This is a genomic window from Fibrobacter sp. UBA2449 (genome assembly GCF_002342555.1).
In the GTDB taxonomy this organism is placed as follows: domain Bacteria; phylum Fibrobacterota; class Fibrobacteria; order Fibrobacterales; family Fibrobacteraceae; genus Fibrobacter.
Genome location: NZ_DDQF01000020.1, coordinates 82,874 through 99,469, shown reverse-complemented (window position 1 = coordinate 99,469; position 16,596 = coordinate 82,874). Strand labels below are relative to the sequence as shown.

Below are 16,596 nucleotides of genomic sequence, written 5' to 3'. Positions count from 1 at the left end.
TTTGAATAAAATAAGCCCCTCCGTACGGGAGGGGCCGTCTATAAAATTTAGAATAGACTAGCGGTCGTGGATGTCGACGCATTCACGCACGTTGCGTGCGGCGAACATACGGCCACGGCGCGGATCGAGGCAGTCGACGCGTTCCGGACGGTTGCGGTGGAAGTCAACGATCATCCAGCGGGTACCGTCATTGCAGTAGTAGTCAAAACGGCCTTCGGCATCGCCACGGTCACAACGGCCTTCAACCATCACGCGACGGTTGCGGTAGTCAAGACGGAAACCGCGGTCACGGGGACGGCAGTCCGGCTTCTCGAAGCGGCATTCCAGGCGTTCGCGCGGCGGCGGAGGAGGAGGATCGCTACGGCGTTCAGACTTCCTGTTATCCACATGGACAGAGAATCCTGCCCAGGCACCAGACGAAAGCACAAGCGTTGCAGCAATAACTGCAAGAAGGGACTTTTTCATTTGTTCTCCTTTCATAAGAGTTTATGTTTACTGTTAACTATGGCCTAAATATACTTTTTTTTCATTGAAAAGCACGGCTATAGAAAAAAAACTAGATAAAACGCCATTTTTTTTGACTAGAAACACCCGAAAAAAACAACATGCAACCGAAGCCCCTCTCCAGGCATCCAAAAAGACACCTCAAAAAAAACGCCGGAATAATCCGGCGATTTTTATATACAAGCGCAATCAGATCAGTTCGTCGGGCGGGAGGTGTTCCGCGCTTTCCGGTTCCTGGTAGAAGGTCTCGGGAATCTGGACCTGATTCTGGAAATAGGCCCTGTGCGCGGCAATCACGCGTTCACGGGCGAACGCGGCATCCTGCCACTCCCCAATCTGCACGTCCTTGCCTTCCAGTTCCTTGTAGTTCTGGAAGAAGTTTTTCGTAATGCGCAGGAACATCTGGTCCACGTCGCCGATATCCTTGATGGGGCGCGGGTTGAATGTCGGCACGCCCAGCACCTTGTAGTCCTTCTTGCCGCCATCGGTCATGTCGAGAGCGCCAATCACGCGACAGGTGCAGACGGAACCCGTCATCATGGAAGCAGGGCTGTAGATGAGCATATCGAGCGCATCGCCGTCGTCGGCCTTAGTGCTCGGGATAAATCCGTAGGTGCAAGGATAGCTCATCGAACTGAGCAGGCAACGGTCCAGGCGGAACACATGCAGACGTTCATCGTACTCGTACTTGAGGTTCGTGTCCTTGCCGATTTCCACGACGCAATCCACTTCATAGGGATACTTGCGTCCGATAGGGAGATCGAGATAGTTAATAGCCATTTATACTCCAGAGGCCCACGTCGAGCCCGATTTTATTTACTCTCTATTTATTCTTCAAAAAGTAACGCAAATTTAACATTTATGTATGAAATAGTCAAGTGTTCCGGCTCGCAGAAAACCATTTACCGACTGCGCCACCTGGATGATGTCACCTTGTCGAACAGCCCGAAATAGAACACCGGTTCTCCCCTGTCGGGACTGTAGCCGACCTCGAAGCGGATGCGGTCGAGTGCCGGAATCACGAGATGCACACCGCCATAGACGGCGCCCTCGTAATCGTCCCAGCCGGGGCGGCCCCTGTCCCAGAGCAGGCTTCCGTCGAGACCGGCCACAAGTTGCACCCCATAGAAGAAGTTCACGCCGGCAATACTTGCGGAACGGCGTTCCAAAAGCACGAACCTTTCTTCGAACGTAAGGAGTGCCTCGTGGACGCCGAGAGAGCCCGAGTCGGCCTCGTGCCCGCGGAACGTATTGGCACCGCCATGGTAGTAATAATCATAGAACTTCACCTCGCCCGGACGGTAACGCACGAGCGCCGTCGCACCTGTTACAAAGCGCCCGAAGGTCTTGTAGGCACGCGCATCGGTCAGGAGTTCCCAGTAGTTTTCGCCGTTATCCCTGTTGCAAAAGCGCGATTCCGTTTCGACCGGTCCACCTGATTCGTCCGATTCGATATTGGCGCTACACGCAACATATTCTTCACCCGCACCCACATGCGTAAGCATATATTCGAAATACACGCCATCGCGCGTGTCGAGCTTGCTGTCACGATAATCGAAAGCAAAGCCAAGTCCAAATTCTGGAAGATTCGCAAAGTCCCTCAACCGGCGGTAGGCGGCAGTCCCCAGCATCGACAGGTGCGGCAAGAACTTGTATTCCAGATCCAGGTCGAGCAAGACGCTTTTTTCCTGGAAACCCCGGATGTTGTCGTAGCTGTCGGTCAAGAGGAATTCGAAGTTCCACCCGAGCGGAAGCCCGAACAGGTAGGGGGAACTCGCATAGAAGGCGGCCTCGTTCTTGTCGAAGAACGGGTCCACCGTCGTGCGGTACTGCACCTCAAGCCGAATATCTTCGCCCGCCACATTGATGTTCGCAAGCGCGGCTCCGAGCATCAGACCGTCGCGGTCGGTCTTCTTGCCCGCGGGTGCCGGAATCCAGCGGAAGATTTCCTTGAAGGAATATGTGAGTTTTACAAGACCCGGTTCGGCAGGCTCACCGGCCTTTTCGCAAGAAACGGAAATCTCGGTGAACAGGTCGAGGTCCTGCAGGCGGAGCTTTTCAGCCTCGAACTTTTCGGCAGCAAAAGGCTCCCCTACGCGGTTCACGAGTTCGCGCTCCACCACGCGGGAGTTCGTATGCACGAGCCCTTCGAAGTTGATCGAAGCGACCACCAGGCCATCCGCGCAACCGGCAGACGCCGAATCCGCAGCCGCAAATGCAGCCGAGACAAGCGCGAAAAGGACCATGTATACGACTTTACGAATTCGGTTCACCTTACAAAATATAGAAATTCGCCTCTCCGAAGCCCGCAACCCACACCAAACGCCTTATCCTTTTCTATATTTGGAGCGTCAAAAATTTGAGAAGCACCGAGGTTTCCATGCTTGATTTTCTTGCAAACTACTGGCCCTGGCTCATCGCAGTCGTTGTCATCGTTCTTGCCATTTTTGCTTTCCGCGGACTCCGCAAGGCCCTCAAGGAAGGCGGCGGCGCATTCAACCTTGAAACCATCCAGAAAAACACCGCACCGAACTTCGCGGCCCTGAAGCAAAAGTCGAAGGCCCTCCTCGCCGATGCCGACATGATTTGCGAAACAAAGGAAGGAAGCAACCTCGTGATGCCGAAAAAGGAAGACATGATGTTTTTCCGCCGCGCCGTGAAGCAAAAGTACAAGCTCGCCATGTTCCTCGTGCCGGGCACGAACAAGGTCGTGTACTTCTTCTGCAAGACGGAACAGGGACTGCGCCGCCGCATCGAAAACCTGGTCATCAACCAGAAGTTCCGCGAAGGCAAACCGCCCTACATGGACGTTGCCACCGGCGAAAAGCTCAAGTACCCGAGGTAATGGGTCCATTTCTCTCGACTAGAGCTGAATGACCTACAAAGACCTCGCCCTCGCCGAAGAAGAAGGCAAGCTGGAAGCGGCCCTCGCGGAGTCGCGCAACCTGCTTGTCGAAGCTCCCACGGGATCGGGAAAATCGCTATTCATCCCCTACTTTTTAAGCAAGCACTGCACAGGACGTGTTGTCGTTTTGCAACCGCGCAGGATTGCGGCGTTAGCTTTGGCGCAATTTTCGGCGAAGCTGCACGGAGAACCCTGCGGAAAGACCGTCGGCTACCAGTTCAGGCAGGATAGCTGCAAGAGCGCGGAGACGCGAATCCTCTTCCAGACCTACGGAAATTTCTTGCAGGAACTCCTGCACGGGAAAATGGATGCGGACTGGATCGTATTCGACGAATACCACGAGCGCAAGGCCGACATGGACCTGCTGTTCGCGTTTTTCAATCGAAGGACCCCGGCCAACCCCGTCAATCGAGAGCAAGAGCCGGAGAAGGCTGCGCCAAGGATTGCAGTGATGTCGGCGGCGCTGAACCGCGAGGAACTCGAAGCGGTTCTCGGCGTCAAATGCCTCACGCTCGGCCACCCGCTCTATCCCGTGCAAATTATCCACCAGGCCCCCGCCACGGGAACGTCGCTTACATCGGGCGTGGGCATCGACGCCGAAGTGGTGCGGGCGCTCAAGACACTTTACCACAACCATATCTGGCAGACCACCCTGGTGTTCTTGCCGGGCAAGGCCGAAATCGCCCGCTGCCACAGCGCCGCCGCAGAAGCGCTCGGACAAAACAGCGCCGAATTCCTGGAACTCTACGGCGGACAGGACCGCGAAACGCAAGACCGCATTTTCGAAACGACCGAACGCCCGCGGGTCATATTCACAACGAACATCGCGGAAACATCCATCACCGTCCCGAACGTATCGGGCGTCGTGGATAGCGGTATCGAACGAGTGAGCCTCTACGACGACAGCGAAAAGGTAAATGTTCTCCGCACGCTACCCATCTCGATGCAGAACGCCATCCAGAGAAGCGGCCGTAGCGGACGCACGCAGAACGGATGCGCCATACGCCTGTGGAGCGAGGAAAGCGAAAAGCGCATGCCGCGCGGAATCGTCCCCGAAGTCACTCAGATAGAGCCCACGGAACTGTTGCTGCAAAAAGCGGCGCTAGAACGTGAGATTTCCTCCTCCGCAGGGACAGGAATAACGCTCCCGACGGCGATTCCGGAAGCCCGAGAAATTGTGGCGACCAAGCTCCTCGAAGGTTTCGGAATGCTCAAGGACGGCGCCATTACCGAACTAGGTCTCAAGGCCATCCGCACTCCCGTTTCAAACATCCCGCTCGCATTGCTCCTCGCTTCCGCAAAAAGCAAGAGCGAACTTCCCGACTTGTTGCTTGCCGCTCTCGCCTGGATTCATTCCGGCACCGAATTTTTGCAAAAAAGCAAAATCGCCTACGACATTCTCACGCTCGCAGCCGATACGCTATCAAAGACAGCGGCAGCACCTCGCGAAGTCATGTTTACGCTCCGTCAGTTGCGCGATTACAGGGACACCTTAGCCCCGTCGGAATCGGCAGACGGGAACCATTCCTTTGTCTGCAAGCAGCTTCTGAAAGCCTTTCCCGACAGACTTGCCACCCCAAGCGGAAGTGCATACAAACTCGCAAACCAGAGCGTCATCCGTTTACAGGTTGCAGAACCGCCCTATGCGATCCTTGCCCTCTGCATGCTCCGTACCGGGACCACCAAGTCCGAACTCAAGGTCAACCTCTACGCCCCCATCGCAAAGGAGATGCTCGAAGGCGAAAGCGCCTCCACCCGCTACGAGCTCCTTTGGAGAAACGGGCAGGAACGGTTCATCGGAATCGAGATCCGCGAAACGGCAAACGCAGACGGAGACCGCACCGAACTTTCACGCAAGGAAATCCTCACGCAGGAAGCATCGCCGAAAGTTCTCGACGAACTGAAAAAACTTACAGCCGTCGCCTGGAGCGAAAAAATCGAAAAGGAAAATTGGAGCGGACGCTACCTCACCGAGGATGTCCAGACTCTCCTCACCAAAATGCGACTCGCCGCGAAGCTATACCCCGAATACGGGCTTCCCGAATTCAACGACGAGGACATGGAACTGATATTCGACGAACTTACCAGCGGGAAATTCCTGCTGCGCGATATCAACGAGGACCGCTACCGGGGTATCGTGGAAGATTATTTCGGCAAATCCATGTTGCCTTGGCTCAACAAGACCTTCCCTGACCACTACATGCTCCCGAACGGCAAACGCGCACGCTATAGCTACCAGCCCGTCAACAATAGCGAAGACGGGAAGTCTGTCCAGAGCGTAGACGGCGTACTGGTCGAAATATCCGCCCGAATCGAAGACCTGATGCAGCTCCGCGGCGAACACCGAATCGCCGATGGCAAGCTAAAAGTCCGCTACGACATCCTCGCCCCGAATTTCCGCACCATCCAGAAAACCTGGGACCTGACCGGATTCTGGCAGAATACCTACGCCGAAGTCCGGAAGGAACTCCGAGGCCGCTACCCCAAGCACCCCTGGCCCGAAAAAGTCGAATAGCAAGTCGAGTAAATTGCTATATTTGGGGACACTATGAGTCTAAAATTTGATACCCCCATTACCGAAGTTCCGCTGTTCCACCAGGGCAAAGTACGCGACATGTACGACCTGGGCGACAGCTTCCTGATGGTCGCCAGCGACCGTCTTTCCGCTTTTGACGTGGTGCTCCCCACCCCGATCCCTGGTAAGGGCAAAATCCTCAACCAGCTTTCGCTGTTCTGGTTCAAGCACCTCGGCATGAAGAACCACCTCATCACCGCCGACGTGAACGAATACCCCGAAGTGCTCAAGAAGCACGCCGACTACCTCCGCGGCCGTTCCATGATCGTGAAGAAGGCGAAGCGCCACTCCGTGGAATGCATCGTGCGCGGCTACATCGTGGGTTCCGGCTGGAAGGACTACCAGAAGACGGGCCGCATCTGCGGTCACGTGCTCCCCTCCAACCTGCAGCTCTGCCAGAAGCTCGAGACTCCGCTCTACACGCCGAGCACCAAGCCCGACGTCGGCCACGACGAGAACATCAGCTTCGAACAGACCTTCGACATCGTGGGCGAAAAGGTCGCCACCGAACTCAAGAGCATGTCCCTCGACATCTACACGAAGGCCCGCGACTACGCTGCCAGCAAGGGAATCATCCTCGCCGACACCAAGTTCGAATTCGGTGAAATCGACGGCGAAACCGTGCTCATCGATGAAGTGCTCACGCCGGATTCCAGCCGCTACTGGCCGGCCGACAAGTACCAGGTGGGCAAAAACCAGGAAAGCTTCGACAAGCAGTACGTGCGTGACTGGCTCGAAACTCTCGACTGGGGCAAGACCTACCCGGGTCCGGAAATCCCGGCAGACGTCGTGAAGAACACGCTCGCGAAGTACGAAGAAATCTTCGTGCGCCTCACCGGCAAGCAGCCGGAATTGTAACTGGAAAAAGTCATTCTGGACCCTATCGCCTACGGCTCCAGGGTGACATTCCGATTGAACTACGCAGGCTGAACAGTCTGCGTTTTTTAGAAAAAAAAACTTTCATCCGAAGGATATGAAAATGAAATCTGTACCTATTACGCTGCTCACCGGTTACCTCGGAGCCGGAAAGACGACCCTCCTGAACTTTGTCCTCAACAACCAGCAGGGTTACCACGTCGCCGTCATCGTGAACGACATCGGCGAAGTGAACATCGACCAGACGCTCATCGAGAAGGGCGGTAACATCACGAAGGAAGATTCCGGAAAGGTGGTGCCGCTCAGCAACGGCTGCATCTGCTGCAGCCTCAAGACCGACCTCCTGGAACAGATTGCCGAACTCCTCGAGATGAACAAGTTCGACTACATCCTCATCGAAGCGAGCGGCATCTGCGAGCCCGTGCCTATCGCGCAGACCATCTGCATGGCGGGCAGCCAGCTGCAGAGCCGCGACGGACGCCCCCTCGCCTGCCACCTCGACAACGTCGTATCCGTGGTGGACGTCGCACGCCTCGCCGACGAATTCGCGGGCGGCCAGAAGTTGCTTTCGAACGACCTCGAAGAAGAGGACATCGCGAACCTCCTTATCCAGCAGATTGAGTTCTGCAACACCATCATCATGAACAAGGTCGATTCCATCAGCAAGAACGACCTCGAACACGTGAAGGCGGTTGTCCGCGCGCTCCAGCCCGAAGCCAAGATGATCGAGACGAACTACGGCAAGGTCGAGATGAAGGACATCCTCGATACCAAGCAGTTCGACTTCGAGAAGGTCGGGAACTCCGCCGCCTGGGCCAAGGAACTCATGAAAGAGACGAAGCCCGAAGACGACGATGATGGCCACGACGAACACGAGCATCACCACCATCACGACCATGACGATGAGCACGACCACGAAGACCATAGCCACTGCGACCACGAGCACGGCGTGTGCCACTGCGGCCACCACCACGACAAGGACCATCCGCATGGCGACGAATACGGCATCAGCACGTTCGTGTACGAACGCCGCCGCCCGCTAGTCCGCGACAAGTTCGAGACGTTCCTCGACAACTACCCCACGAGCATCATCCGCACCAAGGGCCTCGTGTGGTTCGAGGACGAACGCAGCAACAGCTACCTGTTCGAGCAGGCCGGCAAGCAGGCTTCCGCACAGAATTTCGGTCCCTGGTTCGCCAGCGAGAGCGAAGAAGAGCAGAAGCGCCTGCTGCGCGAGAATCCGGACCTCGTAAAGGTGTGGGACGAAAAGTACGGTGACCGCATCATCCGCCTTGTCTTCATCGGCCAGCACATGGACAAGAAGAAGATTATCGCCGCGATGGACAACTGCCTCGGCGAATAAGGTTCCTACAGAGACAAAGAAAGCCGGCTATGCCGGCTTTTTTGCTTTTGCATATTTCTATCGAAACAGACTCTACAGCCTCTTGAGAACCGCGGCAGCGTGGTGGATAAAGCCTTCTTCAGTAGCGACGGCGGCAATGGCCTTCGCGTTCTTCTTGATGGCTTTCTCGCTGTAGCGGATGATGCTCATGCGCTTTAAGAAGTCGTACACGCCGAGCGGGCTGAAGAAGCGACCCGTGCCGTTGGTTGGCAGCACGTGGTTCGGGCCCGCGAAGTAGTCGCCCACCGGCTCAGAGGACCACGGGCCGATAAACACCGCACCCGCATTTTCGATTTGCGCCGCCATAGATTCCGCTTCGCTGGTCATAACTTCGAGGTGTTCCGGAGCGATGCGGTTCGCTATTTCCACTCCGTCGAACCAGTCCTTCACCACGAGGATGCGCCCGAAGTTGCCGAGCACCTTCTCGAGGAGTTCCATCTTCGGGGAATTTTCCACCTGGATATCCACGCAGGCGCTAATCATCTGGGCGGTTTCCATGTTGTCGGTAATGCAGATGGCCGCCTCGAAGCCGGAACCGTGTTCCGCCTGGCTCAAAAGGTCTGCCGCCACGAAGTCCGGATCGCAGGTGTTGTCCGCCATCACGAGCACTTCGCTGGGGCCTGCCACCATGTCGATGTCCACGACGCCGAAGACTTCCTTCTTGGCGATGGCCGCAAAAACGTTGCCCGGTCCCACAATCTTGTCGACGCGCTCCACGACGGTCTTGCCCTTGGCATCCTTCGCACCATAAGCGAGCAAGCCGATAGCCTGAGCGCCGCCGATGTGGTAGACTTCGGTAATGCCGAGTTCCTGCAGCACGAATGCAACTGCGCGGTTGATTTCACCCTTGATGGGAGTGACGACCACGATGTCTTCCACGCCGGCAACGAGAGCCGGAACCGCATTCATGATGACGGTGCTCGGGTAGATGCCCGCACCGCCAGGCACATAGAGGCCCACGCGCTTCATCGGGCGGATACGCTGGCCGAGCACGACGCCGTCGGCACCCTGCATGAGCCAGGATTCTTCCATCTGGTTCTTGTGGAAGTCGCGAACGTTCTTGATCGCCTGCTTCAGGGCCTTCTGGAGTTCCTTGGGGCACTTGGCGGCAGACTTCGCAATGGCAGACGCCGGCACGCGAATGTTCTTGCCCTTAAGGCCGTCAAACTTCTGGGCGTATTCCGTCGCCTTGGCGATGCCACCCTTCTTAATATCGGCAAGGATTTGCATTACCTTGTCGTGAATTTCCTTGGACGGGGCGACTTCACGCCCACAAATGCGTTCAATTTCAGCAGACTTCGGAGTAACTTTTACGATTTGCATAAATTCCACCTTTTTCGCCAAATATAGAATTTTAGAGGGACTTGAGAACCTTGTGCGCAGCCTCGACTGTGCGGTCGATTTCGTCTTCGGTATGCGCAGCACTCACAAAAATCGCTTCGAACTGGCTTGGAGCAAAGTAGAATCCTTCTTCAAGCATTCCGAGGAAATACCTGCGGAAGAGTTCCAAATCGGACTTCTGTACGTCGGCAAAGCATGTGACCGGACCTTCCGTAAAGAAGATGCAGCCCATGGAACCCACCTGGTTTGCAGCAAGCGGGATTCCTGCAGCCTTTGCCGCATCCTGGAGGCCCGCAATCAGGCGCTTCGTCATCGCTTCGGCGTGAACGTAGTACTCCGGGTGAGTATGCAGTTCACGCATAGTGGAAAGCCCCGCCGCCATCGCGACCGGGTTCCCCGAAAGCGTACCCGCTTGGTAGATTCCGCCGAGCGGCGCAATCTGCTGCATCACGTCGAGCCGGCCGCCGTATGCACCGACGGGCATACCGCCGCCGATGATTTTTCCAAATGTCGTGAGGTCGGGCTTAATGCCATAAAGCCCTTGCGCACAGTGGATGCCCACGCGGAAACCCGTCATGACCTCGTCCACAATCAGGAGCGCACCGTGCTTCTTGGTTTCTGCGGAAAGCGTCTGCAGGAACTCGGGCTTCGCGGGCACGACCCCCATATTCCCTGCCACAGGCTCCACGATGACCCCCGCAATCTCGTCGCCAATCTTGTCGAAAAGTTCCTTAACGCCAGCAACATCATTGTACTGGAGTGTAAGAGTATATTTCGCGAGGTCAGCCGGAACACCCTTGCTGCTCGGCTTGCCCGTCGTGAGCATGCCCGAACCCGCCTTGATCAAGAGGCTATCGCTGTGTCCGTGGTAACAGCCCTCAAACTTCACAATCTTGTCGCGGCCAGTAAAACCGCGGGCCGCACGGATGGCACTCATCGTCGCCTCGGTCCCGCTGTTCACCATGCGAATCATCTCGACACTCGGCACAAGGCTCATCACGAGCTTCGCAAGTTCGGATTCGAGCCCGCACGGAGCCCCGAAACTGAGGCCGTTCTTCGCAGTTTCTGCAACAGCACTGATTACCGCGTCGTGAGCGTGTCCCAGGAGCATCGGGCCCCAGCTGCCCACGTAGTCGATGTAATCGTTGCCGTCCACATCATAAATGTGGCTGCCCTTCGCGCGGGCAATAAACGGAGGCGTCGCACCTACATTACTGAATGCGCGAACAGGGCTGTTCACGCCACCCGGCATCAGGTTCTTAGCTTCGGCAAAAAGTTTTTCACTCAAGGTGCGGTTCATACCAGCCCCTTCTCGAGCGCTTCCTTCGCATGGTAGGTGATGATGATATCGGCACCGGCGCGTTTCATCGCAAGCAGGTTCTCGCGGATAATCGCATTCTCGTCAATCCAGCCCATCTTCGCGGCAGCCTTCACCATCGAGTACTCGCCGCTCACATTGTAGACGGCCACGGGGACAGTGCTGATTTCAGCAGTCTGGCGCAAGATGTCGAGGAAGGCAAGCCCGGGCTTCACCATCACGATGTCGGCACCTTCTTCGATGTCGAGTTCCACTTCGCGCTGGGCCTCGCGACCGTTGCGCACGTCCATCTGGTAGCTCTTGCGGTTCCCGAAATGCGGAGCGGAATCGGCAGCATCGCGGAACGGGCCGTAGTAGGCGCTCGCAAACTTCGCGCTGTAGGCCATGATGGGAGTATCCGCATAGCCATTCTCATCAAGCTTTGCGCGGATTGCCGCCACACGCCCGTCCATCATGTCGGAAGGAGCAATCATGTTCGCCCCCGCGCGCGCATGCGAAACAGCGGTTTTCGCCAGGAGTTCGAGCGTCGGGTCGTTATCCACGTCGCCGTCCTTGATGATTCCGCAATGGCCGTGGCTCATATATTCGCAGAGACATACGTCCGTAATTACGAAGAGGTCGGGAAACTTCGCCTTGATGGAGCGCACCGCTCGCTGCACGATGCCATCGTCATCGTAGGCCGAAGTCGCCATCTCATCCTTGATATTGGGGATTCCGAACAGGAGGATGGACTTGATGCCCGCAATGACGCAGGATTCAAGTTCCTGGAGAATTTCATCGATAGAGAACCGGAACTGGCCGGGCATCGAGGGGATTTCTTCCTTGACACCCTCCCCCTCTACCACGAACATCGGGTACACGAGGGAATCGGGGTTCACTGCGGTTTCCGCAACCATGTTGCGGATAGTTTCATTCTTGCGTAAGCGACGAGGACGGATAATCATATCAAGTGTGAAATGTGGAATGTTAGATGTGGAATGATTATTGTTTAATGTAAAAAATCCCGTTCGACTTGCACTAAGCTTTCGCCCCAATCCTCCTGGATTTTCTGCTTGAGTTTCTTGGCAAGCGAGGGGGCGCGGCCCTGCGTGGAGACGGTCACGGCGATGTTTTCGCCGAAATCCATGCGGGCGGGCACGATGAAATCGCCGTCGAGGTAATCACAGGCATTGTTCACCAGAATGCGGCGGGCACGGGCATCGTTAGAAACCTGGGCGTTGACGGCGGGCTTGTCGGTGCAGATAAAGACCATGAAGATCCCGCGAAGGTCGAGCGGCTCATAGGGACGGCTTTTCAAGACGATAGACGATATCGTTGTAAATTCGGGGTCGAGCTGCGGGGCAACCACGGTAATGTGGGCTCCCGTCGGGAGGAGCGTCTTGACCTTGCGCAGCGCGATGCGGCCCCCACCCACGACAAGAACGTTCCTGCCTTCGAGATTCAGTTCGATGGAGAAGAGGCTTGAGCTATGGGCGCGCTCCTGCGGAGCGTTGGGGTATGAGGTCGTACCTGCGGCACTTTGAGCAAGATCATTTTGGACATTGCGGATGCCGTCCACGACCATGCTTGCAAATTCCTTCCAGTCACCAAGGCAGGGCATAAGCGTTATAGGAATCTGCGGGTATTCCGCCTGCAATTTCGCGACCACACGGGGAACATCGTTTTTCGTATGCTGGCCGTTCAAAAGCAAAAAAGGCAGGAGCGTCACCGATTCCACATCCTCGCGGAGGAGCGTGCGCAGGTCGTTTTCCAAATCCAACAGGCTCGTACTTGCCACTCGCGTGCCGGGCAAATCATGATGAAGTTTGTCCAAAATACCTTCGAAGCCCTTGTAGGCTCCGGGCAAAATGCAATGATGAGCAATAATCAGGATGGCTTTCATTGCTACAAATATAGAATTTTCGAATCTAAACCTTTACATGGAAATAGTCAACGTCGGGGTGACTGATGTAGAGGCCGCTCACGGAAGCTTGCGGGTACATGGCGCCGTTCTCGGTGAGGCTGATGCCCACACTGTCGAAATCGATGAGTTTCGCGACGTTGAAGATTTCCTTGATGTTCGGGAGCACAGGGTAGCCGACGGCCGGGCGGATTCCCTTCCAGCCCTTGGTGCGGGCAAGTTCCTGGCTCAGGTATTCGGCGCCAGCTTCGGCCAGGCGGTCGGCGACAGTCTGCATCAAGAGAACGTCGTAGTCGCTGCCGCCCTGTTCGGCTTTCAGCTTTTCGAGGCGCTTGACGAAGGCGTCGCTCACGGTGACGGCGAAGGCGCCCACGATGTCGCGGAAAACATCTTTGCCGGAGGGAGCGTTAAAGACGCTTGCTGTCGTTGCGTTGGCAGGGGCTACATAGTCGCAGAGCGCGAGGCAAGTGCCTTCGGGGTTCTGCTGGCGTGCCGTGGCGACTTCGACAAGGTCGGAGTCGGTGCCGGTACGGCCCGTGTTGAAGATGACTGAATTTGCCGTACCGGCAGCAGGGTAGAACGCCTGCACGGCACGCAGCGCATATTCGGGCTTTGTGAGCGACTTGATGAGCGCTTCGGCATCGGCCTTGAGCTTTTGCGCTTCTTCCTGGTCAGCCTTGACCTTCCAGGTAAAGAAGAAGTATTCCCAGCTGATAAGCGGGATGACTTTTTCCAGCGGAATCGGCGGGAGCTTGCTTTCGCCCATGAACGGAGGCTCCACCGGCTGGTACTTGCTCCAGTCGCAAAGGTAGCGGCGTTCGAGGGGCGTCTTCTCTGCTGCGGCCATGGCGCTTGCGGCTTCGGTCTGGATGCCGTTTTGCTTGTCGCGAATGCGCTGCTGCTCGACCCGGTTTTCCTGAATCGTTTGTTCGCGAGTCGCCGGGTCCAGAAGCTTTTGCGCGAGGCCCGGATTACTGGCGGCGTCGCGCACGTGGAATACGGGGCCTTCGTAGCACGGGGCAATCTTTACGGCCGTGTGCGTGGGCGAGGTCGTTGCGCCGCCGACGATAATCGGAATGCGCTGGCCAGCGTCTTGCATGGCTTTAGCCACGGTACACATTTCTTCCAGCGAAGGCGTAATCAGCCCGGAAAGGCTCAAGATGTCGGCTTTGTTCTCGATGACCGCCTTCACGATGACATCTTCGGGAACCATCACGCCGAGGTCCACCATCTCGTAGCCGTTACAGGCCATAATCACGGAGACAATATTCTTGCCGATATCGTGCACGTCGCCCTTCACGGTGGCGATTACGATTTTTCCGCGGCTAGAAGCGTTGGCGTCCTTGCCCGCCTCGATGTAGGGCTGCAAGATTTCTACCGCCTTCTTCATGGTGCGGGCAGTCTTCACCACCTGCGGCAAGAACATCTTGCCTTCACCAAAGCGGCGGCCCACTTCGTTCATGCCGTCCATGAGCGGGCCGGAAATAATTCCCACGGGACTATCGCCTCGGTTGATGAGTTCCATCAGGTCGGGCTGAAGCGTTGTCGAAGTTCCCTTGAGGAGTGCTTCTTGCAGGCGTTCCTCGGGCGTGGTTTTTGCCTGCGCGGAGTCGGCGACGCTGTTGCTACCCGCGTCGGAACTGCCCGCGCCCGTGCTCATGGCGAAAATCGCCTTCGGGTCGTACTTGGTGCCCGCTTCCTTGGCGGCAGCGGCGGCTGCGGTCATGCGGCTTGCAATTTCGATGAGCGCTTCGCTCGCGTCCGGTTCCGTGTTCAACAGTACTTCGGTTATGGCCATGCGGAGTTCCAGCGGAATCGTCTTGTATTCGATAATCGCGCTGGGGTTCATGATGGCCATGCCCATGCCGTTCGGAATCGCGTAATGCAGGAAGGTGGTATGCATCGCTTCGCGCAGGTAGTTATTGCCGCGGAAGGCGAAGGAAAGGTTCGAAAGACCGCCCGAAATGCGTACGCCGGGAAGGTTGTCCATAATCCAGCGGACAGCGCGGATAAAGTCGATGGCGTAGGCGTTGTGTTCGGCCATGCCGGTCGCGACCGTCAGCACATTCGGGTCAAAGATGATGTCCGATGGCGCAAAGTCCAGTTGCTTCACCAGAATGTCGTAGGCGCGGGCGGCGATTTGTACGCGACGCTCGTAGTTGGTGGCCTGGCCTTCTTCGTCGAAGAGCATCACGATGACGGCGGCACCTAGGCGTTTGATGGTAAGCGCATGCTCGATAAACGCCTGTTCGCCCATCTTGAGGGAAATGGAGTTCACGATGCTCTTGCCCTGGATGCATTTGAGGCCCGCCTCGATGACTTCGAATCGGGAAGAGTCCACCATGATGGGCACGCGGCTCACAGCCGGGTCCGAGGCAATCAGGTTCAGGAAGGTCTGCATTTCGGCGGTGGCGTCCAGCAGACCATCGTCCATATTCACGTCAATCACGTCGGCGCCGTCTTCGACCTGTTTGCGGGCAATGTCGAGCGCCTCATCGTAATTCTTTTCGTTGATGAGCCGCAGGAACTTCTTGGAGCCAGCTACGTTGCAGCGTTCGCCCACCTTCACGAAGTCTTCGGCGTTGCAGCTGTCAGCACCGTCGCTCGGGCGCACCTGTTCCTTGAACAGCGGCTCGAGACCGGCGAGTCGGAGTAGCGGGCTCGTCGCATACTTGGGCGCGGGCTTACGGCGTTCGTAATCGGCCGGCAGGGCGTCCAGCATCTTGCGCATGGCGGCGATGTGTTCCGGTGTGGTACCGCAGCAGCCGCCAATCATGTTCACCAGCTTGTCGTCCAGATAGACATGCATCTTGTTGACCATGTCTTCGGGCGTGTCGTCGTAACCGCCGAACTGGTTTGGCAGTCCCGCATTCGGGTGGCAAGAAATGTAGCAGGGAGCGACCTTGCCCATGCGGCGCAGGTAAGGCACCATGCCATCGGCACCGAGACCGCAGTTGAGGCCGATGGAAAGCGGGTGCATGTGCATCACGCTCACGGCGAAAGCTTCCACCGTCTGGCCCGAAAGTGTTCTGCCCGAAGCGTCGCTCACTGTCATGGAGAACATGACTTCGACTGACTTGAGGTCGGCGGCTTTGTCACCGGCGTCGGCAGCGCGTTTTTCCATCACCTTGGTAAATGCGCTTGCAGCGGCCTTCGCGTTCAGCGTATCGAAAATCGTTTCAATCAGGATGGCGTCGACGCCTTCATCCACCAGCACCTGAATCTGTTCCAGGTAGGCGTCTTCCAGTTCGTCGAAAGTAATGCTACGGCTCGCGGGGTCGTTCACGTCTTCGCTCATGGAGAGCATCTTGCTGGTGGGGCCCACGTCACCGAGGATGTACACCTGACGGCCATACTTTTCCATGGCCTCTGCCGCGGCCTGCTTTGCAATCTTCACGGCGGCGCGGTTCATTTCGGCAATGCGGTGTTCCTGATGGTATTCGTGCTGGCTTACGCGCTGGCTCGAGAACGTGTTCGTGGTCAGGCAGTCCACGCCCGCATCCACGTAGCGGCGCTGGATATCGAGAATGATTTCCGGCTTCTCGATGGAGAGCATGTCGTTGTTCGCGCCCTTGATCCCGTAAGTCTGGATGACTGAACCCATGCCGCCGTCCAGCAGCAACATCTTGCTTTCGAAAGCTTCGCGTAGCGTCATTTTCTTTTCCATAGCACAAACCGCCATTCTTAGCGCATCCTCTTTTATGCGCTTATTCAATTTTATGCATAAATATAGAAAAAAGCACCCTCGGTCAACCCTCTCCCCTCCCATATTCCC

Annotated in this window: 12 protein-coding genes; 4 read left to right on the top strand and 8 right to left on the bottom strand. The window is 56.7% G+C overall.

Annotated features, from left to right (window positions below):
- Positions 1-57: 57 nt before the first annotated feature.
- The 3 genes from B4B27_RS13240 to B4B27_RS13230 form a co-directional block, all read right to left on the bottom strand.
- Positions 58-465: a hypothetical protein gene (locus B4B27_RS13240; RefSeq protein WP_173382877.1), complete on the bottom strand. Its 408-nt coding sequence runs from the start codon at positions 463-465 to the stop codon at positions 58-60.
- 228 nt (positions 466-693) lie between these two features.
- Complete coding sequence (locus B4B27_RS13235) at positions 694-1,284, bottom strand: inorganic diphosphatase (protein ID WP_173366102.1); 591 nt, start codon at positions 1,282-1,284, stop codon at positions 694-696.
- Between the two features lie 122 nt (positions 1,285-1,406).
- On the bottom strand, positions 1,407-2,777 hold the full coding sequence (locus B4B27_RS13230; protein ID WP_290727121.1) for a POTRA domain-containing protein: 1,371 nt from the start codon (positions 2,775-2,777) through the stop codon (positions 1,407-1,409).
- 107 nt (positions 2,778-2,884) lie between these two features.
- On the opposite strand from B4B27_RS13230, the gene B4B27_RS13225 reads away from it, so the two are divergent.
- The 4 genes from B4B27_RS13225 (at position 2,885) to B4B27_RS13210 (ending at position 8,223) form a co-directional block, all read left to right on the top strand.
- A complete protein-coding gene (locus B4B27_RS13225; protein WP_173366802.1) occupies positions 2,885-3,349 on the top strand; it encodes a hypothetical protein in 465 nt (154 codons plus the stop codon).
- A 28-nt stretch (positions 3,350-3,377) separates the two neighbouring features.
- A complete protein-coding gene (locus B4B27_RS13220) occupies positions 3,378-5,924 on the top strand; it encodes an ATP-dependent helicase C-terminal domain-containing protein (protein WP_290727120.1) in 2,547 nt (848 codons plus the stop codon).
- A 33-nt stretch (positions 5,925-5,957) separates the two neighbouring features.
- Positions 5,958-6,842 (top strand): phosphoribosylaminoimidazolesuccinocarboxamide synthase, encoded by an 885-nt coding sequence (locus B4B27_RS13215; protein ID WP_290727118.1) that lies wholly within the window; start codon positions 5,958-5,960, stop codon positions 6,840-6,842.
- Positions 6,843-6,963: 121 nt separating this feature from the next.
- On the top strand, positions 6,964-8,223 hold the full coding sequence (locus B4B27_RS13210) for a CobW family GTP-binding protein (protein ID WP_290727117.1): 1,260 nt from the start codon (positions 6,964-6,966) through the stop codon (positions 8,221-8,223).
- 72 nt (positions 8,224-8,295) lie between these two features.
- Here B4B27_RS13210 and hisD read toward each other — a convergent pair whose 3' ends face one another.
- The 5 genes from hisD to metH are packed head-to-tail and all read right to left on the bottom strand — an operon-like array spanning position 8,296 to position 16,488.
- Complete coding sequence (gene hisD / locus B4B27_RS13205; RefSeq protein WP_290727115.1) at positions 8,296-9,585, bottom strand: histidinol dehydrogenase; 1,290 nt, start codon at positions 9,583-9,585, stop codon at positions 8,296-8,298.
- A gap of 31 nt (positions 9,586-9,616) precedes the next feature.
- Positions 9,617-10,903, bottom strand: coding sequence for a glutamate-1-semialdehyde 2,1-aminomutase (hemL, locus tag B4B27_RS13200; protein ID WP_290727114.1), 1,287 nt, complete (start codon positions 10,901-10,903; stop codon positions 9,617-9,619).
- Entirely contained in the window at positions 10,900-11,865 is a 966-nt protein-coding gene (hemB, locus tag B4B27_RS13195; RefSeq protein ID WP_173382950.1) for a porphobilinogen synthase, read from the bottom strand. Before hemB ends, hemL begins: the two co-directional genes overlap by 4 nt.
- Positions 11,866-11,909: 44 nt before the next feature.
- Complete coding sequence (locus tag B4B27_RS13190) at positions 11,910-12,803, bottom strand: NAD(P)-dependent oxidoreductase (RefSeq protein ID WP_290727112.1); 894 nt, start codon at positions 12,801-12,803, stop codon at positions 11,910-11,912.
- A gap of 25 nt (positions 12,804-12,828) precedes the next feature.
- A complete protein-coding gene (gene metH, locus B4B27_RS13185; RefSeq protein ID WP_290727111.1) occupies positions 12,829-16,488 on the bottom strand; it encodes a methionine synthase in 3,660 nt (1,219 codons plus the stop codon).
- Between the last annotated feature and the right edge of the window lie 108 nt (positions 16,489-16,596).